This window comes from Chryseobacterium viscerum (genome assembly GCF_002899945.2).
GTDB classification, from domain to species: Bacteria; Bacteroidota; Bacteroidia; order Flavobacteriales; family Weeksellaceae; genus Chryseobacterium; species Chryseobacterium viscerum.
This window is the reverse complement of sequence record NZ_PPEG02000005.1, coordinates 152,834-175,449: the sequence shown is the minus strand read 5'-3', so window position 1 is coordinate 175,449 and position 22,616 is coordinate 152,834. Positions and strand designations below refer to the sequence as shown.

Genomic DNA, 22,616 nt, shown 5'->3' with positions numbered 1-22,616 from the left:
TTTCATGAATGAGATAGCCTCTGTTTTTTATTGACAATTGTTATTTCAATAATTTGGAAAACCATACATAGATATCCGTATCAGGAGGAATATTCAGTTTTTTTCTTAAATTATATTTCCTTGTCTGTACAGTTCGCACTGAAGTAAATGTATAATCCGCAATTTCTTTGGTAGAAAAATTGAGGTATATATAAGCACAGAACCGTATTTCTGATATTTTTAAAGGGGAAACCTTAAGGAGTTCTTCAGAAAAACGCGGACAGTACTCATTGAAACGTGTTAAAAATTCAGGATTATTTTCTTTGGCAAGCTGTATGACTTCCTTAAAAACACTCTCCTGAACAGGTGACTGATGAGGTACATCCATCTTATCCAGATTTTTGCTTTTGTGTTTTCTATAGTAATACAGGAAAAGAAAAATGAAAAGAATACATACAGCAACACTGACTGACAATATAAAAAAGAGACTTTTCGTTTCTTTTTTTCTTTTGCTGGTTTCCAGTTCGTTCTGTTTATCAACCGTATCATTCAAAGTCTGGTATTGCTCACTGCTTGAAGACTCTATATCCAGCAGCCATTTAGAATAGTAACCAATACTGTCCTTTTGTCCCAGGCTCTCGTATAAAGCTTTAAGCTCATCAGCAACAGCTATTTGATAATTTTCGCTTTTATAATAATTCTTAGCAATATTTTTTGAGATCCATAAATAATGCTGAGCCTGCGAAACATTTTTAACGGCTTTAAAATATCTTCCGGCATAGAAAGCCGTAATATACTGTATCCCAATATCATCTACCTTTTTTTCATTCTGAATAGCTTCGTCAATATAGATCTTTGCTGAATCCAATTTATTAAGATCAGTATATATGCCTCCAAGATAGGCTGATGTCTTATAACTGTTACTCAACCTATTTTTGTCTATCCTATAACGCCTGCCTTTATTCTCTCTGTAAATTTTTGAATATTTATAAGCTGTTTTGTTATACTTTAATGCGAGATCCTTTTTTTTTAATTCATCATATTTACTGGCATATTGTCTATTAATCAAATAAATAAAATAAGCATTATCCGTTTTCATTGTGTCATCATAAATCTCATCCAACTGCTTAAAAGAAGCTACTCTCTCTCCCAATTTCTGGTATAAAAAAGACTTCTGCAAATGGAGGTAGAAGATGACTTCAAAGTCTGTATTAGAATTGATGAGATTTTCTTTCTCTATTTTACTGATATAATAGAAAGACTTTTTCGTATCATTAAGTTTATCATAGATATTGGCAATCTTAAGATACCCTAATGCAGTACAGGTATTATAGGAACTTTTTTTACATACCTGAATAAGACTGTCAATTTTTTCTATTTCTTTAGGTCCGGCTTTAGAATAATCTACATCAAAAAGGACATTCTTTAGCTCTTCCTCTGTATGCTGTGAGTACAAAAAGGAAGAAATCAAAAAAAGTAAAACAATTAGTCTTTTTACCATAATTCCACTAAAATATAAATATAATATTAATAACCGCATTATCGCAATATCACCTAAAATACATACGTATTACATACTACACATAACAAAACCCCAATCAAACATCGTTTGAATTACAAAATTAGCAATTACTTTTGACTACTCGAATTTTATATTCATTCTTCAAATACCATTATTAAATACCTAAATTTTTAAAATGAGAAAAACTCTATTATCATTATTTTTGATATCAGGCTTCTGTCTTTCCAATGCCCAAAGATGGGAACCTGCTTCACAGAAAACATCAGACATCAGAAGAGAGGTTAAAATCAAATTTGCTTACAAAACTGATATTAATGCATTGATACAGTTATTAAAAAATGCTGAAGAAACCGGGGCTAATGCGCAAGCTGTGACAATACAGCTTCCCACTGCGGAGGGGACCATAGAAAAGTTTGCCGTATACAGCAATCCTGTCATGGAAAAATCTATGGCAGAAAAATATGGATTAGGATCTTATGTAGGGATTGGAATTGATGATCCGTCCAAATATGTAAGATTCAGTACATCGCCTACAGAAATTCAGTCTATGATTATCAAAGATGGTATTTTCCAGTTTATAGAACCCATTACAACGGATAAAAAAACCTATGGAGTATTCTATAAAACAGAAAGAACAGATTCTGAACATGGCTTTAGTTGTAGCATGGAAGGGAAAAAGGAACTGGATATTAAATCTTTAAAAAAATCCGGGAAAAACAAACTTGCCGGAATCAATATTACCGGAAGACCTGCTGCATCAATGTACAGAACTTATAGGCTGGCTTTGTCTGCAACTGGCGAGTATACAACGCTTTTTGGAGGTGTTGCAGGTGCACTTGCCCAGATGAATAATACCATGACCCGTGTGAATGGTGTTTTTGAAAAAGAATTTGCCATTCATCTTACTATACAGAATCTTCCCAATATCATTTATGCTAACGCAGCAAATGACCCTTACACTAATGATTTGAATGGGCAGCTTCAACAAACCTTAACTGCCCAGGTAGGTAATGCTAATTATGATATCGGACACGTCTTTAATGCGGCTGGAGGAAATGGAAATGCAGGCTGTATAGGCTGTATATGTACCGATCCAACAGCAGCAGAACCATTAGGTAAAGGTTCTGCATTTACCCAAAATCAGAATCCTGTGGGAGATACATTTGATATTGATTATGTAGCCCATGAGATGGGACATCAGCTTGGGGGCAACCATACATTTTCTACGGTTACGGAAAGCTCGGATGTTAATGTAGAACCTGGAGGAGGTACAACAATTATGGGATATGCGGGAATCACTGCCAATAATGTTCAGATGAACAGTGATGCCTATTTCCATTATTCATCAATCAATCAAATCCTTACCAACCTAGAAGGTAAAGTCGGATGCGGTGCAGCTGAAAACATTGCCAATAATGCTCCTGCCATCACTCCGCTTATTTCTTATCATATTCCTAAAGGAACAGCGTATTACCTGGATGCCAATGCAGTTGACGCCAACGGAGATCAGTTGACTTATAACTGGGAGCAGTATGACAGTGTGGGCTCAACCAGTTCAATATCAGGAGATAGCGGCTGGGGCTTCAATCCTGAAGGATCTCTTACCCGCTCTTTTCCTGCAGTGGTCACCGGAAGAAGATATTTTCCAAGTCTGCCTATTGTAATGGGTGGTAAATTAACCAACAAAGACACCTGGGAGACAGTTTCATATATCCCTAGAGTCTTACATTATGCTGTATCGGTGCGTGATAATAATGCGAATCACCCATTAACTATTTCTGCTGAAAATACGGTTACGGTTGGAAATGACGGACCCTTCAAATTTAAAGGACTAAACGCTTCTTCTACTCTGTATAATAATGCTTCCAATACGATTTCCTGGGATGTAGCCAATACAAACCTGGCCCCCTATAACGTTGCCAATGTAAAGATTGAATATACAGCTGATCTAAATAATGGATCGGCATGGACGGAACTGGCAGCCTCAACACCTAATGATGGTAGCTTTGAAATACAGATGCCTGCTGCACTACAGGGAAACATTAAGCTGAGAATTTCTGCGGTCGGAAATATATTTTATGCAGTTTCTCCTACTCTTGCTGTCGGAACTGCTCCTACTTCTTTAAATAATCCGCCAACGGGACTTGCTGCGTTTGAAAATGATATCTTAAAAACATCAGCAACTGTTTCATGGAATCATCTACCTGGAGCAACCTATTCTGTGAATTACAGAAAAGTGGGAACAACAAACTGGTCCAATGCTGTAAGCCCAATTAATTCAGTATTCCTGAATAATCTTGAGGATGAAACTCCTTATGAAGTTCGTGTTGCATCAGTGATTAATAATGTTGCCGGAGAATTCTCTCCTGCTTATAATTTTAAAACTAAAGGATTACGCACAGGATATGACTATTGTGTGATGACAACGGGAGGAAATACGCTCAATTCTGAAAATTTCAGCGGAATTTTGAGAGTAACTTTGGCTAATGTGGATTTAGCAGGTAACAATACTACTGTTCAGCATGCTTACAAAGACTATTCGGAAGATCCTACAAAGCTGATTCAGCTTACTCAGGGTGCCCAGTATAATCTGAACTATATTGTTTATGCCAACCGCGCAGGAGGAGCATATCAGGATTGGGTGCAGGTGTGGATTGACTACAACAGAAACGGAGTATTTGAAAATTCAGAAAGAATAGGTATTAACGGAGTAATTCCTGGTGCTAACGAAAGACATCAAGGCAGCTTTGCCTTTGCTGTTCCGGCTGCTGCCTATAATGGTGATAAAACTTTAAGAATGAGAATAGCCAGTGGTTTTTTCAATTCTTCAGCTGATGCTTGTGCAAGTCCTTTCGTAAATGTGAATGGAGGTGGTGTTTACTCGAGTGGTTCAGTATGGGATTTCTCTGTAAAGATCAATGCTGCACTTGGTGTTAAGGAATCTGTTCAGTCATCTTCTGATCTTGAAATCTATCCAAATCCTGCAGATACATTTGTAGAAGTAAAAAACCTGAAAGGCAAAGCTGATTACAAAATCTACAGTGCAGACGGAAGACTTGTTCAGGAAGGAAAACTGGACGGCCAGAGAATCAATGTTGCTTCATTGATTAAAGGAATGTATGTGATCACTGTAAGGGATGATAAGAATACTTACAATACGAAATTAATCAAGAAATAGTTAATACTGTAGGTTATTCATGATGCCTGCAGGTACTTTTTCTCAACATTTTTTAAAATAATACAGCCCAATCAATAACTCATAGTAAATCAAAAAAAATTTCTAACAAAGTAAATACATTTTCATTTAAAAATTTTTAATCTTGTACCTGCAGTATAGATTGGGTTTCCTGCAGGTGCTTTTATTAAAATAACAATTAAAAAAATACTATATGATAAAAAAACTACTTTTTCTGATATGTACTGGTTTTTCAGTCTTATCATTCTGTCAGTCCGATGAGGTCCTGTTTATCGGAAACAGTGTAACATATTTTAATGACATGCCGGAAATTTTCAAAAATATAGCGGCTTCAAAGGGGAAAAACCTGTCTGTAACAACACATACTCCCGGAGGAACCGGATTTGTGAATCATGTAAATGATCCTTCATTGTTTCAAAAGATAAGATCTAAAAACTATAAATATGTTATTATGCAGCCCGGCACTGGCGAATCTGCGGGTCATTCCTACCCTGTTTCAGTAACAGCTGAACGTGGCCGTAAAATCAGAGATTCTATTCGAAAATACAGTCCTTGTTCAAAAATATTTCTTTATGAAATTCCGTATGGAGTACCATCTGCGAATGAATACAACACGTATTTTGCTTTTCAGCAGAAAATTAAGGATTCCATTACAAAGATGTCTAATCTTATGCAGGTGGAAATGGTACCTGCCGGAGAATCTGCAAGACATTACTACAGTTCTTTTCAGGATCTGGCTCTTCACGGATCTTATAATGACATTCATCCGGGGCCTAAAGGAAGTTATCTTGTAGCGGCTTCAATGTATTCTGCGATTTTCCAGGATCATGTCTTTCCATCTCCTTTTTATAACGGACTGCCTCAAAACACTGCTGAAAATTTTCAGAATATTGCGGATCTTGTTTTTTTTAATAATCCTGCGCAATGGAACAGTAATTCATTTCATCTTCATTCGGATTTTATAGCTGGAATCAATGGAACAACTGTAAATTTTACCAATCATTCAGCAAATTATACTTCTATATCATGGAACTTTGGAGATGGCACCACCGATTCGACATTGAATCCGGTTCATCAATATACCTCTCCGGGAAACTATACGGTCTCACTTACTGTCAGCAAAAATTCCTGTGCAGAAACTTTCAGTAAAACAATTACTATTGGTTCTCTGGGAACTACGGATATTAATGTACAGCCTGAGCTTATATTTTACCCTAATCCTGTGAAAGATTTCTGTTACCTCAAAAGTAAAGAGAAAATGAAAGACATTATTGTTTATGATATGGCTCAAAGAAAGCTTTTCGACTGGAAAAACCTTCATGCTTATGATATAAAATTAGATTTTTCAACGTATGCTAAAGGCGCTTACATGATCAGTATTCTTTATGAAAACGATCTCAGGGAAAGCATTAAGATTATGGTTAAATAATTGCAAAAAGAGAACTCATCTGAGTTCTCTTTTTTATGGTATCATAATATGACCTGATTACAAAAGACTAGCCTGCAACAACTTCTTCTGCATATACCACACCTTCATAGCAGGCATTGTAAATCGCTTTCAACTCCTCCAAAACAGGCACTCTCGGGTTGAAACCTGTACAAGGGTCTGCTAAAGCATTGGCTGCGATATAATCAAGATTTTTATCCCAATCTTCCCTTGAGATTCCGAAATCTTTAATCGCTGATTGATTGTTGACTTCAGAACGTAAAGTCTCAATAGCCTGAGCCAATTCTTCGGTAGTTTCTTTGCCTATTACTCTTGCCAGATCAGGATAACGTTCTGTAGTCATAGCATTATAACGGATTACATTCGGAAGGAAAATCGCATTTGAAGCTCCATGAGGAATTCCATACAATGCTCCTACCTGATGAGAAAGAGAGTGAACAATACCCAGCCATGCATTGTTGAAGGCTAAACCAGCCATAAATGATGCATCATGCATATTCTGGCGAGCCTGGATATTATTGGGATTTTCTACTGCTTCTTTAAGGTTATCAAAAACAATCTCTAAACCACCTTTGGACAAAGCATCTGCGATATTGTTATCAATATTTGAAACATAAGCCTCTACACAATGTGTCAATGCATCAAGACCTGTATTGGAGGTTACATGGGCTGGCATTGAAGCACAAATTTCTCCATCAATAATAGCAATATCCGGTGTCAGTTCGTAAGAAACAACAGGATATTTTACTCCTTTCTCTCTATCAGTAATCACTGCTAATCCTGTAGTTTCAGTTCCTGTACCACTGGTAGAAGGAATGGCAATAAACTTAGCTTTATTTCTCAAAACCGGAACTGTGAAAGGTTTAATCAAAGCATCAAATTCTACCTCGGGATATTCGTAAAATACCCACATGATTTTTGCAGCATCAATTGCAGAACATCCCCCTAGCCCGATAATCCAATCAGGTTGAAAAGTATTCATTATTTCTGCACCTTTCAGGCATGTTGCCGATGAAGGGTCTTCCTCTACTCCTTCGAAAATCTGTGTTTCGATTCCTGCTTCATTAAGGTAAGCGATAGCTTTATCAAGGGTTCCGCTTTTTCTCATGGAACTTCCTCCTGTTACAATAACGGCTTTTTTCCCTTTGATATTTTTTAATTCATCAAGACTTCCCGCACCATGGAAGACTTCGCCTGCAATAAATAATTTGCTCATTTTTCTTATCTGATTTTAATGATACAAAATTAGACAAGCCTTCACAAACCCTGTTATACAAACGGGACTACACGTTATACATTTGCGCCAGTTCCTGCTGAAGTTCGGTGGGAGTTTCTTTGAGTTTTGCTTTTACAAATTTATTGAGGGCAGATGGGGAATTAAAACCAAGATCGAAAGCAATTTCCTTATGAGAAAGATCTGAAAACATCAGCTGGCGTTTAATTTCCGTTAAAATACGGTTATGTATAGCCTGAATAGCTGTCTCTCCACAATGCTTTTTGGTAATAGAGTTTAATTTTTTGGTGGTAATGGCCAATTTTTCTGCATAATACTGAACAGTTCGGTATTGTTTGTAATGCTCGTTCAACAGCTTTTTAAATTTTACATACATGGGTTGGTCTGCTGTTTTTTCATGCAAAACGGGATGCAGTCCGTGAATAGATTCAATAAGTCCCAAAAGAACAATTTTAATATAAAATCTGGCCTGTTCTTTCTTGATCAGTGTTGGCTGTTCGTAAATCTCTTTAATGATTGAAATGTTGTGTAAACTTTGTTCAAAGTCCTCATGTGAAAGCACCGTGCAATTGAGGTGTGTAGAAAGATTGACATTATAGGTACTCAGTTCATTTTTCAAAATATCAGAACAAAACAGTATTTCTTCAAACAGAATAATCTTCCCAATGAGATCTTCGCTGGAACCTGCAACAAAATGCACCTGTTCCGGAAATATCACAGAAATTTTTCCAGTTTTTATCCAATGAATTTTATCTTCAATACAAACCTGAAGTTTTCCCTGTTCTACAATAAAAATACAAAAATGGTCTTTTTTATGAGGTTTTGCATATTGATCCAAATGATCTTTATTCAAATCAAAAACCCGGAAAGACAGATTTTTATCTTCCTGTTTCTGAATATTCTTTTTAATCTCCAGTTTCTTCATAGCTCCTTTTACCATAGCAAATGTAGGATTAAAAAAAGTTATAATCCATTTATATCACAAATGAAAAGTATATCATTTCAGGATTTCAGTTTTAGATTATCTCAATGTAAGGTAGACTTCGAGGCATATATTATTAAAGAATAAGCCTTTGCCTCTGTGTTAAAAAAAATTATTTTTTTCAAATTTCATTCAATAAAAAAAGAAGCTCTCAAACAATATATTGAAAAAGAGCTCCTTATTAAGTTTTAATAATCTGCCTGTCCTATTTCAAGCTTACTTATTTTTCCTTCTTTATTAAAATGAAATTTAAAATACGCTTTAAAATCTCCATATTCATCACTGTGGAATGCTCCATATACAGAATTTCCATCATCCTCTACCTTATCTATGTTTACAAAGTTTTCAATAGTAATGGCATGGGTAGAAAATTCTTTCAGATTTCGCGGCTTCCCATCGTCCAGTAATAGGGCATCTTTAGCAAAAAAAGAAGTCCATTTTTTGATATCACTCGCTTGAAAAGCTTCAACAGCTTGTTTTACGGCCGTATTTTTAATTTTTGAAGTATCCATATTCTTTATTTTTCTGTGATGATGCTGATTTTGCTGTCCGCAAGCATGCAGGCTGCAGGTCATGATCAATATAAAGCTTAATGATTTAAAGATATTCATGGCATCATTTTATTGATTAGCACCTCCGTTCACCAGTAAATGCTGTCCATTCACAAACGAAGAAAGATCACTTGCAAAAAATTCCGCAATATTGGCGACATCTTCTACTTCTGCCAGTCTACCCATCGGGCAGCTATCAATTAATGATTTTCTTAATTCGGGATAGCTTCCTTCTTCCGCAAAGATTCCTGAATGATCTACAGCGAAAGGGATAATAGTATTCACCGTTACTCCACGGTGTCCTATTTCTTTTGACAGCACATCCACCAGATATCTCGGTGTCGTTTTACTGCCGCCATATACCGCCATGCCCTGAACGGGAAAAGCGGTAGTACTTGATGCCACATAGATAATACGTCCGTTATCTTCTATATTCAGAGCGGCCTGCTGCATCGTAAAATAAGCACCTTTGGTATTGATTGAAAACAATCTGTCAAACTGTTCTTCCGTGAACTCTGTTACAGGAGTTTCTACCATTTCAATACCCGCATTGGCAACGACAATGTCTATTTTCCCGAATGCTTTTCTGGCTTCATCAAAAAGATATCTGATCTCAGCTACTTTGCTTACATCTGCCTGTACAGAAATTACGTTCCCTCCCATCGCTTTGATGTTACTTTCCACCTCATCGGCAGAAGCTTTATCCCGTGAATAATTTAACACGATATCTGCACCCAAAGCGGCATAACGTTCTGCAATAGCTTTTCCTAAACCTCTTCCTGAGCCTGTAATAATGGCTACTTTATTTTGTAATGAATTCATTGTTTTTGATTTTTAAATTAAATAATAATGATATAAATAGTTGTTATTGAGCGGATGATTCCGGTAATTGTCTTTCATGGATCTTTTCAACGACCTTATTATTCAGCCAGGCAAATAAAAACCCTGAAATGATGGGGATCAGTAATTTTAATATAGGGAGTGGTTCCAGTGACGGATGAACTCCGAATAGAATAATTAACCCTAAAAACCATGCGGGTATGTTATTCAGCTTTTTAGTTCCTGCGAAGTAAGCTAATGATCCTATGTAAAAGAATACAGACAACGGAAATCCCAATGCTCCGATAAATTGTTCCAAAAATCCGGCGGTCACTTGTATCAGTATCGCCATCCCCATTCCCAGTACAATCTGTAAGAAGGCCCAAAGAGAGCTTTGCCACTTTTTACCGAAAATATAGAAACTTACCCAGGCTATGAACATCACCCAGGTGGGCCACTGCTGTGAAAAAGAAACGGTGACGGCAATGGCCCCGAAAAGACCGAATGCTGCGGCAATTGGTAAAGTTTTCATAATATATACGATTAATGATGTATTATGCCATAGCACCGTTCACTCCAATGGCTTGTCCACTGATCCATTTCGCATCATCCCCGGCAAGGAAAACTACGATTTTAGCAATATCAGTGGGCTCTCCCAAACGGTTAAATGCATTTAAGGAAGCCAGCCTGTCAATCACCTCCTGTGATTTACCGGTAGTAAAAAGTTCTGTATTGGTAGGTCCGGGAAGGATTGCATTGACGTTGATTCCTCTTCCCCCCACTTCTTTTGCAAATACGCGGGTCAATTGTTCTACAGCTGCTTTGGTTGCGACATAAGTTCCATAAGAAGGCATCATCAGTCTTGTCGTAGAAGATGAAAAGTTAATGATGCTTCCATTGTCGGCCAGCTTGGTAGCGGCCTCTCTTAAGGTATTGAATGTCCCTTTTACATTAATGTCGAATTGGCGTGAAAAGTCTTCATCAGTAGTATCTTTGATCAGCTTGGTAATCATAATACCGGCATTGTTTACGAGAACATCCAGTTTCCCATAATGGCTGATCGCCTGATCAAATAATTGTTGTACAGCCTCCGGATTGCTTACATCCGCCTGTAAGGCAATGGCCTCTCCTCCATTGGCTTTTATTGAGGCTACAACGTTTTCTGCAGAGTCTTTTCCGCCTGCATAGTTGACGATGATTTTTGCTCCTGCTGAAGCAAGTTGTTGTGCTACTTCAGCTCCGATTCCTCTTGACGCTCCGGTCACAAGGATCACTTTGTTGTTTAATGTGCTCATATTACTTTGTTGTATCAATGTTAATTTTGATAGGACAAAGTTGGCACATTACGCCCCCTGAGAACGTACAAGAATGATAGCAGGTGTTGCAAATATCTAAGATTGGTTGCCAAAATACTGTTTTCTGTATTCGGCAGGACTTATTGAAGTCTGTTTTTTGAAGTAATTGCTGAAATGAGGGGTTTCGAGAAAGCCTAAACGGGCTGCAATCTCTTTGATGCTGAGTTCCTCATTCTGAAGCATTACTTTGGCTTCAGTAGTCGCTTTGTCAGCAATCCATGAACTGATTGTTTTTCCTGTTTTACTGCTGATAACACTTGACAGATAATTGACATGCAAGGTCTGCAGATCAGCATAGTCCTGAACTCTTAGCTGAACATTGGTTTTTCCGTTGATCAGATCTCTGAAATGTTTTTCAACATTCAGTTTGAAAGTTTTAACGATCTGTGAACTGCGATTCCCTTCATAAATAGGATCATAATCCTGGAAAAAGTATTCTTTGATCTTTAACAGCAAGGCAATCACAAGAGCTCCGATAATCTTATTTTTATATAAAGAATGTCCTTTATACTCTTTGTGTATCAATGTATATAGTTCTTCTATCTGGCCGAATTGCTGCTGCGTCAAAACACGTGGAGATACAACTTCTGACAGAAGGAAAGAGAAATCCCGATAGACATCATCATGCACATATTCTTTCAAAAAGCTTTCTCCAAAAGTTATAAGGCACGTATGCTCCAGTTTTTCCCATTCGAAAATCCGGTAGTTTCCGGGGTTAGTAAAATATACGGTATCTGGGGTCACCTCAAACCGTTGGTCATCAATCGTATAATGTCCAAAAGCATTTTTTATAAACAAAAAGCTGAAGTAATTCGGACGGAAAGGTTCTGAACGGAAGGGTAAATCTTTAAACGTTTCTTCCAAATAATGAATGGTAAAGCCAGATTCCTTCTCCAGATAATCAATAGGAAGATCCAGCTGCTGATAGAGCTCGCGGAGTGTCCGAACATTCAGTTTATCGTTTGCCATTGCATTAATTTCAGGTAAATTTAAAAATTTAATTGAGGCTTCTTATCTTTTCTGTGCATATTCTTTTTCTTTTAAAATTATTTATCAGCCTGAAGCCTACTTCGCAGCTTTAAATCCTATTATGCTTGCCCTTAAAGATTAGGGAATCAATCATAAAAGAAAGCTTTTTAAGAAGGGTTTACAATAGATAATGTGGGTGAAATTCCTAAAATTTCTTCCTGCTGAGTGATATTCCATTAGGCTTAATCAAATCACTAAAATAAAATTAACTTATTGATTATATATAACTTACAACATCTACATTAAAAAAGTTGAAAAATATTTTGTTTTTATGACCAATCGGTCATATATTTGTACCCTAATTATGATTCATCATGGCAAAAGGGGAAGAAACCAGACAGTTCATTATAGAACAAGCCGCTCCAATTTTTAATACAAAAGGGATTGCAGCTACTTCTATGAGTGATATTATGGAGGCAACCAAATTGTCTAAAGGCAGTATGTATGTTCATTTTGAAAATAAGGAAGTTCTTGCCTGTGCAGCCGTTGAACATAACATGAAAATCTTAAGCGACAAGCTTCAAAGGACTTTGAGCGGACATAAAACTTCCAAAGAGCAATTATTGGCTTATATCGATTTCTTCAGTGATCCCAATCATCCACCGGTTGTTGGAGGGTGCCCTTTATTAAATTTTGGAACAGAGGCCGATGACACCAATCCTATCGTTAAAGAAAAAGTGAACCGTGCCATTAAACAAGGCCAGGATTTACTTTCTGGTATTATTGAAAAGGGAATTGCCAATAAAGAGTTCAAAGCAGACTGGAATCCGGCAGATTTTGCTACCGTTCTTTTTGCGATGCTTGAAGGAGGTCATTTAATGTCCAGAGTGTCTGGCAATAATGAGAGAATGGAGGTTGTTGGCAATAGTCTTAAAAAAATGATTGAAGAAAATAGCATGTAATTTTTTTTACCCTAAAAATGACCGATCGGTCATATGATAATAAAATTAAACTTTATAAAAAGTATACTCATAACAATTAATAAAAAACAAAACAATGTCAAAAACAGTTTTAATTACAGGAGCATCAAAAGGTTTTGGAAAAGCTTGGGCAGAAGCCTTTTTAGCAAAAGGTTACAACGTAGCAGCAACTGCCAGAAACGTAGAAACCCTTACTGATTTAAAAGATAAATATGGAGATTCTGTATTGGCTTTAACATTAGATGTCGACAAACGGGAAGAATCTTTAACTGTGGTTCAGAAAGTACATCAGCACTTTGGCAGCATTGATATCTTAATCAACAATGCAGGATATGCCTTAACAGGGGCTGTAGAGGAAACGAATGAGCAGGAAGCCAGAGCTCAGTTTGAAACCAATTTCTTTGGAACGCTATGGCTTACACAGGCTGTTCTTCCTATCATGAGAGATCAGAAAAGTGGTCATATCATTCAGGTTTCTTCCATTTTAGGATTGGCAACATTACCCACTATGGGACTTTATAATGCTTCTAAGTTCGCTCTTGAAGGATTAAGTGAAACTTTAGCTACGGAAGTGAAAGAATTTGGAATTCACGTGACTTTGGTAGAACCTAACGGCTATGCCTCCAATATCTGGCATACAGGAATTAACACCCAAAGTAATCCGGCATATGATGGCGTTAAAAAAGCCTTTGCAGAATCTGAAACCTCTTTTGGAAGTGTAGATGCTACAGCACCGGCCCTTATAAAATTGGTAGAAACGGAAAACCCACCATTGCGTTTATTGCTTGGAAAAGTAGCTCTTCCATTTGTAAAGCACAATTATGAACAGCGATTAAAACTTTGGGAAGAATGGAATGATGTATCTGTAGAAGCTCACGGATAGTCTTTCAAAGAAATACGATCATAAAATAAGCTCCGTTTTTGTATAAAACGGAGCTTATTTTATCTTTTTTTAAGAAGTTTTTTATTTTCTCAATTCACAGATCTCTTTTACCAATTTCGGATACATCTTCTGGAGATCGGCCCCTTCTTTTGGCTCTCTGTTCATCTGGCGGTCCATACTGTCATAATGATTATCAGGATACCGCTCATCCACCGCATCTCTTATTTCTGACTCATCATCGTTATCATGATTTTCGGAGTAAGCTTCATCTGAGACATACAGAAGTCCCTCCCCCCAGCAATCACCGATATTAAAGCTGTATTTTCCACTTACAAATGACTGGATATCTTTTGTAATGTCTTCAAAAAATTCTTTTCCTTTAAGGAGCAGCCAGCAGCGGAAATAAATAAATCCGTCATCAGAAAGGAAGCCATCAAAGACATAGGTTCCGTTTTCTGACTTGAAATCACCTTCAAGGATAAAGGAAAGTTCAGCAATTTCGGCGGTATACAGTTCGTTCAATTTTTCCTGAAGCGTCTTTTCAAAAAGTATAAGCCTTTCTTTTCCAAATTTAGCAAGATTGGCTGTTAGATTTTCCAGGTGTTCATCCATATCATATTCGCTCCAATGGGCTTTTTTATAGGTATTGGATTTTTCGATCGCTTCCCAGAAATAAATATCTGCTTTTTCATTTTCTGAAAGTTCTTTTTTCTGAGGAACCTCTTCGTTCTCCTGAATCTCGGTATATCCTTTTTTTATCTTTTGGCTGATGAGTTTTTCAGATTCCCGAATGCATTCTTTTTCGTCGGCAAATTCTTTACTGGTTTCACGTCCTTTGGTTCCGGTTTTCCCGAATGCTATTTTTTGTGTAGTTCCTGAATATTCAATATTCCAGAATTTATCAGAAAGTTCTTCCTGATTGATAAAATTTCGTTTCATAAAAGCTTATATAATGTGATAGGCAGCACAACGAAACTACAAAAAAAATGAGAAATGAACGGCTTTCCTTAGTATTTCTTTTTCACCTGATTCATCCTTATATCCCCTATCATTTTCCTGTTCACCATCTGGAATGTCTATTTCGATACGAAATATGACTACTTGAACAAATTACCTGTTTCCCAGGCACTTCTCAGAGCATAATTTTGTCTCATCAAAAAAGAAAAACAAATCTAAATCTAATACAACAAAAACAATGAAAACAACAATTTCCACCATCCTGTTAGCAGCCACTTTTACTCTAAGTACTCCTGCTATTTCCAAAGCGCAAAATAACAAGGAGACTTCCTTATCATCAAAATCTGATTCCAGTATCCGCGCTTTTCATATCAACATCCCGCAATCTCAGCTGGACGAACTGAAAAAACGAATCTCTGAAACCAGATTCCCGGATAAAGAAACCGTAAAAGATGCTTCCCAGGGAATTCAACTCGCACAGTTAAAAGAACTGATTACTTATTGGGGCAACGGATATGATTGGCGAAAAGTAGAAAATAAACTCAATGCTCTTCCCCAATTTGTAACAAAGATTGACGGTATTGATATTCAGTTTATCCATGTGCGTTCAAAAGAATCCAACGCCATGCCTGTCATCCTTACCCATGGCTGGCCAGGTTCTCCGCTAGAGTTCATCGATGCTATCGGTCCGCTGACTGATCCCATAAAGTATGGGGGAAAAGCAAGTGATGCATTTGATGTCATCATACCAGCTATTCCGGGGTATGGTTTTTCAGAAATCCCCACGGAATTGGGCTGGAATCCTGATCGCGTTGCCAAAGCCTGGGATGTGCTGATGAAAAGACTTGGCTACAAAAAATATGTTTCCGAAGGTGGTGACCACGGCTCTGTAATATCTGATGCATTGGCCAAACAGGCTCCTTCAGGTCTCCTGGGTATCCATCTTACTATGCCCGCCACTATTCCCTCCGATCTGGTAAAACCTATCAATGCCGGTGATCCAGCGCCAGCCGGACTTTCTGCTTCGGAACTGCAGGCTTATAACGCAATGAGTACTTTCTTTGGACGAAATGCAGCGTATGGAGGAATGATGGTAACACGCCCACAGACTACGGGTTATTTACTTTCTGATTCACCAGGTGCTTTAGCAGCATTTCTTTACGAAAAGATCGCGGAATGGAGTGAAAGCAACCTTCACCCTGAGAATGTAATAGGCCGTGATAAGATTCTGGATGATATTACCCTGTATTGGCTTACCAATACCGGTGCATCTTCTTCACGTTTCTATTGGGAAAATAATAAGAACAACTTCAGCTCTGAAGCACAAAAAACAAAAGATATAAAGGTTCCTGTAGCCATTTCAGTATTTCCTCATGAGATCTACCAAGCTCCGGAAAGCTGGTCAAAAAGTGCCTATCCTACATTATACTATTATCATAAGGCATCAAAAGGAGGACACTTTGCTGCATGGGAACAGCCACTGGTCTTTACAGAAGAGCTTAGAGCAGCATTCAAAGATCTAAGAAAAAAGCTTTAACAGTCATATTGTTCAATCTAACTCAATAATAAAAATATGGAATCAAACAGAATTCAAGAAGTAGAAAATACAACCGTAATAAATATTAGCAAAGTAATATATTCTGGGAATGTTGTCGTAACCGGGGGAAGAAATGGGGAAGCAAAAAGCAATGATGGTAAACTCAACATAGAACTGACATCCCCCGGCACGAAAGGAACCGGTACCAATCCGGAACAGTTATTGGCAGCGGGATGGTCGGCATGTTTTATTGGAGCCATGCATTTAGGGGCATCTAAAACCGGCGTTGTTCTTCCTCCAGATCTGGCGGTCAACACTTCCATAGATCTGGCTACCAATGACGAAGGATTTTTCCTGCAGGCCCATTTACAGATCCATTTACCGGGGCTGCCAATGGATGAAGCCAGAAAGGTTGTGGAAACAGCCCATGCAACATGCCCCTATTCAAAAGCTACCCGTGGTAATATCAATGTAAAGATAGATGTTGTGTTGTAGTTAGTACCGGAAATAGTCTTAGATGATTTTCTGGTTAATAAGTCTTCCTTGCTTTGGCAGGGAAGATTTTTTTATGATAGGAAAGGATTTTTATAATGAATACTCTCTCTTGGCATTGTAAAATTTATTAATTAGTTTCTCCTATTTCCATAAATATTTTTAACCTAAACCTTTTAAGCCGACTATCAATAAAAAAGATAAAACTGAAATATTATAAAGTATAATTTCAACATTTAACGCTTACATTTTTTCAAAACCCAAAAACTGCATCAATCATTATACAAATTTTTCAATTTAACTTATATAAACCTTTAAAAACAAACACAATACATATTATAAATGAAATTAATAATATGACTTAAAGCTATTGGTAAAATCTATTTTGTCAATAGAGAATACATTAATTTTACAAAAGAAAATAAAACACAATATTGAATATATTTTAGAATAAATTTCCAATATACATATAACACATATTAAATAAAATTTAGAAAATTATTTTATTGACTAAAAACTTAAAAAACACTTTATTCTTATTTTCTATTTTCTTTAAAACTAATATTCCATTAAGCTTTTTTAAACTAAGCATTGAATAGCAAAACCTACTATTATTATAAAATAAGGTGTATGATTATACATCTATAGGTAAGAAAAACCTTAATCCCTCATTTTTTACCCTGGCTCAAAACTATTTTGAATCAGAAATTATGGAGACAAATTTTGTCTCTTAAACAAACACGCACATTAATGAAATCCCTACAACAACAGCTTAAATCCATTTTACCCTTTTATAAAGGGGTTTGGATGCTGTTGTTTGTTTTTTTAATGATTCCAACACTCAACGCTCAGAGTTTTTATTATAAAGAAGGTACCCAAATTACAGTACTTGAAAATGCAACATTATATATTACCGATTCAGGAGTAGTGCAGAAGAACAGGTTAAGGAATTTTGAAGGGAACACTGTAGCCAAAAAACAAGTTTTAAAGGGAGTGAAGGGGTTCTCATTTAATAACAAAAAAAACAAATTCCTTTCCAAAAAAATAAAAAAGGAAGCAATAATAAAGCCTTCCAAAGAAATTATAAAAATTGAGCGTAAAGCTGAAACCGTCCAATTTGTAACATCTACTCCAGACAATTTCTTTTCTATCTACCAAAAAGGAAATGCCATTTCAGCATCTGTTACCGTTCATAGCTCCCTGAAGTATTCAATTGAAAATAAAACGCTTAAAATTTCTCACGAATATCTCAATACTGATGATAATAAGATCATCAACAATAGTTTTGTCTTTTTTAAAGACTATTATTTATTCCAATATAAAACCCGCCCTCCACCTTCTGAATGCATTTAAAAGAAGAATGTATTAGTATTTAATTTTAAAAAAATCAAGGTGAAAAAACACAATATATTAATGAGTATATTCCTGATAGCGAATATATTCATGCTCACAAAAGCCCAAAGTCCGGGCGGAATTATCCCTCAACTATGGTATAAAGCCGATGCAGGAATAACTTCTTCTGCAGGAACTGTAACTCAATGGAACAATAGCGTTCCTTCAACAACTTATAATCTTGCCCAGCAAGGAGCAGCAGGTACTACGCCAGCTTACAACACAAGCCAGATTAATTTCAATCCGTCATTAAGATTTGATGGTACAAATGACCGCCTGGCAGCTCCTAATGTTCCGTTAACTGCAACAACTACTGCAGCTGCCCCTTATGAGACATCACAATACATTGTGTATAGAAAATTAGGGACTACTTTCCTACCCCTGTATTCCCACTCTAACGGTTTTGGTGGAACGTGGAATGTTGGAGGAAATTCTGACGGAGGTATGCTTATCACTAACCGAAGCATGATTACCTCCACTCCAACTACAAATGAAGTCCGTCTACAATCAATGGACGGAACCTCCAATTCAGCGAATGTATATCTTAACGGACAACTTAAGAATTTTACATTTGGAAATAACAATAGTACGGCTACTGCTAGTCCTAGCACACAAAATTTCTGGGTAGGCGCTCAGGGAACTAATAATTTTGCTAATGCTGATATTGCAGAAATTGTAGTTTATAATACAAATAAAGGAACGGAACGTCCTCAAATAGAAAGCTATCTTGCATTGAAATACGGAATTACAAAATCCGGTGATTATGTTGCTTCTAACGGAACAGTGTATTGGCATATACCTACAAATAGCGGTTATAACAACAATATCACAGGTATTGCACGGGATGATAATTCTGCACTGAATCAAAAGCAATCCATGAGCATCAATCCGGGACAGCAGATTTTAATTGGATTAACGGGTATGGCCAATACCAATACAGCCAACACCGGTACATTAATCAACCTGCAATCTCTTGTCATTGGAGATAACGGATTAGCAAAAGCACCAACAGTTCCAATCTCAAGCATTTCAGGAGTTAATTATCTTTTTAGCTCTGTCTGGAAGGTTCAGAACACAGGTTCTGTAGGAACAGTACGAGTGATGTGGCCACAAGGATTAAGTAATTTAAAATTGGTTCAGAATAACTTAGATCCTACTTTTGCAACCGGGAATACCGTGACCGATATGTCAGCCAACACGCAAACCATCAACGGAGTTGTATATAATTATGCTGATGTCTCGCTCACCAACGGACAGTTTTTTACTTTGGCAGCGCTTGTACAGGCTCCGGGAGGAGTTACCACTGGCCTGAAATATTGGTACGATGCAGGTGTTACGGCTACTTTAACCAATTGGACAGACAGAGCCAGTGGGTTTACCGTGAACCAAAGCGAGGCTGGAACTGTTTTACTAACCGGTGGTGATGCCAATAGTAATTACAACCCTTTTTATACCTTCAATGCTACAGATGCTATACATTTTACAGGGGTTGTAGATCAAACTGTTTTAGGCAGATTACATACTACTTTTGCGGTAGGGGCAAAATCCGGAAATACCAATGGTATCTATAACCATATTTTCAGATTCGCCAATATTCCTACAAATGGAGCCGCGCACAGTTTTGGTTTGGGTATTGATAATACATTTAGCCCGATAGGAGATTATGTAACCCTGCATTATGTGGATGCAGCTGTACCTAATGTACAGAATACTTCCGTTTCTCCGGTTTTAAATAAAATGATTTTACTTGGAGCACAGGCAAGCTCAATAGTGAGTGGTAATAATAAACAGGTAGGCTATAATGGAAATTTCACTACATTTTCAGGAGCTATCAGTGACGGGAGTCTTTATCCTAATCTTCAGATTGGTGGTGGTGTATATGGCTTCGCAGGAAGAACACCCGAAATTGCCTATTATAATGTGAGCTTATCTACTCAGGACAGAGATAAAGTAGATTCTTATTTTGCCATAAAGTATGGTATCACATTAGTACAGCCTCAAAACTATATTAATTCTGACGCTGCTGTGGTCTGGAACTCTTCTACGAATACAGCATTTAATAATAATATTTTTGGTATTGGAAGAGATATTTTTGGTACTCTGGATCAAAAAATTTCCCACAGTATTAATGACAACAGTATCCTTACTGCATCAACGGTGAATGATTTCACCTCACCCAACTCTACAGTCACCAGAACTTCATTGGCTGACAAAGGATTCATGATGTTTGGTGATAATAATATCAATACAGGTACAACTCCGGTGAGCTGCCCGGCTTTGGAAAGCGGCACTGAAAGAATCAACAAAACCTGGCTGGTACAGGAAACCGGCACTGCAGATGCTGCTTATTTTCAGGTTGATTTATCTTCTTACAATATCAACAGTGAAATCGCTTTATATGTTGCTGATGACAGCGGATTTACAACCAACACCGCTTTTATGCCTGCTGTAAGTGTAAGCGGAGGAAAAGCAGTATTCTATTACAATTTCAAAAACGGACAGTATTTTACTGTAGTGGGTAAAGTAGGTCCTATTGCCTGCCAGACCTGTAATGGAGGAAAGCAGACGTTGCAGAATGCTCAGGCATGGTTTAACGGGGGAACAACGGGAATGAATAATAATACGTTAAGCAACGTTCCCTTAACTGGAGCAACGCCTGCCAGCGGTGCATTATCTGCTGACATCAGCGTTACTTATCCGTCAGGTGTGGAATGGATCCCTACTTTTTTCCCTAGAATGTTTGGTACATGGACTCAGCTATCAAGATATGATGATCTGAATGGGGCTGCAGGTAAGGTATCTTATACCGTAAATCTAAAAGATATCAACGGAAGTAAAGCTGCTAAAACAAGCTTCCAGGTTGCGGGTATCACTAAACTTGCCGGACAAGCTGCTATGGTAAAAATAATTGGTTACTGCGGAACCACTCAGGTGACTCCAAAACTTAATTATGCCTACAATTCTACCCCTGAGCTTAACGCTTTACTGAGAAGATACACCATTGACAATTCAACGGGTACAGCGATCGGAACGGAACCATTTTTAGATTTTCTCGATTATGCAACGGTGAATGTGGATTTTGAAAAACCGGTTGAAAAAATTGTAATAGAATGGACCATCAACAGAGATCAGGTATTCAGCAAGGTAGATTTTCTTTATATCAGTGATATGTCATTTGTATGTGTCAACCCTATTGAACCCAATGCGGATAACGTAAATGTTATTGCATCTTATATTGAAAGCCAGCTGCCAACGTGTGAGGAGGCCACATTAAAGCTCAATATTAAAAATAACAATTGTATCTCTAAAGCTATTAACATCAGCAATGTTTTGCCATCAGGATTACAGTATGTGGCAGACAGCTATGTAGGACTTGGAACGGAAACACCTGCTTATTCGGGACAGAACTTCTCATTGAATAATCTTACAGTGCCTTCAGGAAACTCTTACCTTTATATCAAAGTAAAACCTTCCGGTGCCGGCACGTATGCTACTTATTTCAATTATACGGTAAACGGAGGAATCAACAATCCTACCCCTTACAGAAGTGATGATGACAGCGGTGCTTCAGGATACCAGGATACCAGCATTACTTTTACAGCAAGCACTGTCATTACAAAACCAACAGTAACAAAATCGGTCAACAGATGTTTTGGGACTTCTTCAACAGAGCTGGAATACACAGTTAATATCACTAATAATGATGCAAACCCTATTACCAGTGTTGAATTCATGGATAACCTTGATGCTGCTCAATCTTATGTAGCCGGATCTTTGGTTCAGAATAATTTTACAGCTAATGGAACAGCCAGCTTCACAGGAGGACTCCTTTATATCTCAGGAATGAGCATAGCACCTGGACAAACCGCGGTAGTTAAATTTAAGGTCAACACCAATAACTCTGCTACAATGGCTTATACAGATACTAACGGAAGCAAATACCTCAACAATCAGGCTACTGTTTCTGTAGATCCTCAGTCTCAGTGCGGGGCAGCCAATTCCGTAGGTTCCAACCTGTTAAAAATCCTTGCGTGTACTTCCTGTACGAAAGACCCGAATACCTCTCCTGCCGATACGATTACAAAAATTGGGATTACAATCCAGACCAAACAGAACGGATGGCCGGAAAACATTCCTAATGGCGCAGTTGCACTGGAATCAAAAACCAAAGGATTTGTGATCACACGTACTCAAAGCTCAGCTATTGTAAATCCGGTAGAAGGTATGCTGATTTATGATACAACAGACAAGTGTATGAAGCTTTACAATGGAACTTCCTGGCATTGTGTGGTAAGAAGCTGTAATGAATAATAATACAAAA

At 37.4% G+C, this 22,616-nt stretch carries 17 protein-coding genes; 8 read left to right on the top strand and 9 right to left on the bottom strand.

What is annotated here, in order from left to right; translation table 11 throughout:
* Positions 1 to 40 precede the first annotated feature (40 nt).
* On the bottom strand, positions 41 to 1,480 hold the full coding sequence (locus C1634_RS12700; RefSeq protein ID WP_103235118.1) for a helix-turn-helix transcriptional regulator: 1,440 nt from the start codon (positions 1,478 to 1,480) through the stop codon (positions 41 to 43).
* Between the two features lie 196 nt (positions 1,481 to 1,676).
* Between C1634_RS12700 and C1634_RS12695 the strand changes: the two genes are divergently transcribed.
* Positions 1,677 to 4,679, top strand: coding sequence for a reprolysin-like metallopeptidase (locus C1634_RS12695; RefSeq protein ID WP_109738519.1), 3,003 nt, complete (start codon positions 1,677 to 1,679; stop codon positions 4,677 to 4,679).
* A gap of 211 nt (positions 4,680 to 4,890) precedes the next feature.
* A complete protein-coding gene (locus C1634_RS12690) occupies positions 4,891 to 6,126 on the top strand; it encodes a PKD domain-containing protein (RefSeq protein WP_109738518.1) in 1,236 nt (411 codons plus the stop codon).
* Between the two features lie 67 nt (positions 6,127 to 6,193).
* Here the strand turns inward: C1634_RS12690 and C1634_RS12685 are convergent, their stop codons facing one another.
* From C1634_RS12685 to C1634_RS12655, 7 genes are all read right to left on the bottom strand, one after another.
* A complete protein-coding gene (locus tag C1634_RS12685; protein ID WP_103235324.1) occupies positions 6,194 to 7,360 on the bottom strand; it encodes an iron-containing alcohol dehydrogenase in 1,167 nt (388 codons plus the stop codon).
* Between the two features lie 67 nt (positions 7,361 to 7,427).
* Positions 7,428 to 8,303 (bottom strand): AraC family transcriptional regulator, encoded by an 876-nt coding sequence (locus tag C1634_RS12680; RefSeq protein ID WP_109738664.1) that lies wholly within the window; start codon positions 8,301 to 8,303, stop codon positions 7,428 to 7,430.
* 245 nt (positions 8,304 to 8,548) lie between these two features.
* On the bottom strand, positions 8,549 to 8,971 hold the full coding sequence (locus C1634_RS12675; protein ID WP_109738517.1) for a hypothetical protein: 423 nt from the start codon (positions 8,969 to 8,971) through the stop codon (positions 8,549 to 8,551).
* A gap of 9 nt (positions 8,972 to 8,980) precedes the next feature.
* Positions 8,981 to 9,733, bottom strand: a complete 753-nt coding sequence (locus C1634_RS12670; protein ID WP_109738516.1) for an SDR family oxidoreductase — start codon at positions 9,731 to 9,733, stop codon at positions 8,981 to 8,983.
* A gap of 43 nt (positions 9,734 to 9,776) precedes the next feature.
* Positions 9,777 to 10,262 (bottom strand): DUF1097 domain-containing protein, encoded by a 486-nt coding sequence (locus C1634_RS12665; protein WP_103235190.1) that lies wholly within the window; start codon positions 10,260 to 10,262, stop codon positions 9,777 to 9,779.
* 22 nt (positions 10,263 to 10,284) lie between these two features.
* Positions 10,285 to 11,025, bottom strand: a complete 741-nt coding sequence (locus C1634_RS12660; protein ID WP_103235191.1) for an SDR family oxidoreductase — start codon at positions 11,023 to 11,025, stop codon at positions 10,285 to 10,287.
* A gap of 96 nt (positions 11,026 to 11,121) precedes the next feature.
* Positions 11,122 to 12,054 (bottom strand): helix-turn-helix domain-containing protein, encoded by a 933-nt coding sequence (locus tag C1634_RS12655; RefSeq protein WP_109738515.1) that lies wholly within the window; start codon positions 12,052 to 12,054, stop codon positions 11,122 to 11,124.
* Between the two features lie 374 nt (positions 12,055 to 12,428).
* Between C1634_RS12655 and C1634_RS12650 the strand changes: the two genes are divergently transcribed.
* Both C1634_RS12650 and C1634_RS12645 read left to right on the top strand, forming a co-directional pair.
* A complete protein-coding gene (locus C1634_RS12650; protein WP_103235193.1) occupies positions 12,429 to 13,016 on the top strand; it encodes a TetR/AcrR family transcriptional regulator in 588 nt (195 codons plus the stop codon).
* A gap of 94 nt (positions 13,017 to 13,110) precedes the next feature.
* The gene (locus C1634_RS12645; RefSeq protein ID WP_109738514.1) at positions 13,111 to 13,917 is read left to right on the top strand and encodes an SDR family NAD(P)-dependent oxidoreductase; all 807 of its coding nucleotides are present in this window, start codon (positions 13,111 to 13,113) and stop codon (positions 13,915 to 13,917) included.
* Positions 13,918 to 13,998: 81 nt separating this feature from the next.
* Here the strand turns inward: C1634_RS12645 and C1634_RS12640 are convergent, their stop codons facing one another.
* On the bottom strand, positions 13,999 to 14,856 hold the full coding sequence (locus C1634_RS12640; RefSeq protein WP_109738513.1) for a DUF4240 domain-containing protein: 858 nt from the start codon (positions 14,854 to 14,856) through the stop codon (positions 13,999 to 14,001).
* A gap of 256 nt (positions 14,857 to 15,112) precedes the next feature.
* On the opposite strand from C1634_RS12640, the gene C1634_RS12635 reads away from it, so the two are divergent.
* The 4 genes from C1634_RS12635 to C1634_RS12620 all read left to right on the top strand — a co-directional run bounded on the left by C1634_RS12635 (position 15,113) and on the right by C1634_RS12620 (position 22,606).
* A complete protein-coding gene (locus tag C1634_RS12635) occupies positions 15,113 to 16,411 on the top strand; it encodes an epoxide hydrolase family protein (RefSeq protein WP_109738512.1) in 1,299 nt (432 codons plus the stop codon).
* 36 nt (positions 16,412 to 16,447) lie between these two features.
* On the top strand, positions 16,448 to 16,906 hold the full coding sequence (locus C1634_RS12630) for an organic hydroperoxide resistance protein (RefSeq protein WP_109738511.1): 459 nt from the start codon (positions 16,448 to 16,450) through the stop codon (positions 16,904 to 16,906).
* 747 nt (positions 16,907 to 17,653) lie between these two features.
* Positions 17,654 to 18,256: a hypothetical protein gene (locus C1634_RS12625; protein WP_103234993.1), complete on the top strand. Its 603-nt coding sequence runs from the start codon at positions 17,654 to 17,656 to the stop codon at positions 18,254 to 18,256.
* A gap of 60 nt (positions 18,257 to 18,316) precedes the next feature.
* Complete coding sequence (locus C1634_RS12620) at positions 18,317 to 22,606, top strand: DUF11 domain-containing protein (protein WP_109738510.1); 4,290 nt, start codon at positions 18,317 to 18,319, stop codon at positions 22,604 to 22,606.
* Positions 22,607 to 22,616 lie beyond the last annotated feature (10 nt).

Coding starts and splice junctions, on each gene's coding strand:
- C1634_RS12620 (WP_109738510.1), top strand. CDS start 18,317: ATGAGTATATTCCTGATAGCGAATATATTCATGCTCACAAAAGCCCAA.
- C1634_RS12700 (WP_103235118.1), bottom strand. CDS start 1,480: ATGGTAAAAAGACTAATTGTTTTACTTTTTTTGATTTCTTCCTTTTTG.
- C1634_RS12690 (WP_109738518.1), top strand. CDS start 4,891: ATGATAAAAAAACTACTTTTTCTGATATGTACTGGTTTTTCAGTCTTA.
- C1634_RS12685 (WP_103235324.1), bottom strand. CDS start 7,360: ATGAGCAAATTATTTATTGCAGGCGAAGTCTTCCATGGTGCGGGAAGT.
- C1634_RS12675 (WP_109738517.1), bottom strand. CDS start 8,971: ATGAATATCTTTAAATCATTAAGCTTTATATTGATCATGACCTGCAGC.
- C1634_RS12680 (WP_109738664.1), bottom strand. CDS start 8,303: ATGAAGAAACTGGAGATTAAAAAGAATATTCAGAAACAGGAAGATAAA.
- C1634_RS12655 (WP_109738515.1), bottom strand. CDS start 12,054: ATGGCAAACGATAAACTGAATGTTCGGACACTCCGCGAGCTCTATCAG.
- C1634_RS12670 (WP_109738516.1), bottom strand. CDS start 9,733: ATGAATTCATTACAAAATAAAGTAGCCATTATTACAGGCTCAGGAAGA.
- C1634_RS12650 (WP_103235193.1), top strand. CDS start 12,429: ATGGCAAAAGGGGAAGAAACCAGACAGTTCATTATAGAACAAGCCGCT.
- C1634_RS12695 (WP_109738519.1), top strand. CDS start 1,677: ATGAGAAAAACTCTATTATCATTATTTTTGATATCAGGCTTCTGTCTT.
- C1634_RS12640 (WP_109738513.1), bottom strand. CDS start 14,856: ATGAAACGAAATTTTATCAATCAGGAAGAACTTTCTGATAAATTCTGG.
- C1634_RS12630 (WP_109738511.1), top strand. CDS start 16,448: ATGGAATCAAACAGAATTCAAGAAGTAGAAAATACAACCGTAATAAAT.
- C1634_RS12625 (WP_103234993.1), top strand. CDS start 17,654: ATGAAATCCCTACAACAACAGCTTAAATCCATTTTACCCTTTTATAAA.
- C1634_RS12660 (WP_103235191.1), bottom strand. CDS start 11,025: ATGAGCACATTAAACAACAAAGTGATCCTTGTGACCGGAGCGTCAAGA.
- C1634_RS12645 (WP_109738514.1), top strand. CDS start 13,111: ATGTCAAAAACAGTTTTAATTACAGGAGCATCAAAAGGTTTTGGAAAA.
- C1634_RS12665 (WP_103235190.1), bottom strand. CDS start 10,262: ATGAAAACTTTACCAATTGCCGCAGCATTCGGTCTTTTCGGGGCCATT.
- C1634_RS12635 (WP_109738512.1), top strand. CDS start 15,113: ATGAAAACAACAATTTCCACCATCCTGTTAGCAGCCACTTTTACTCTA.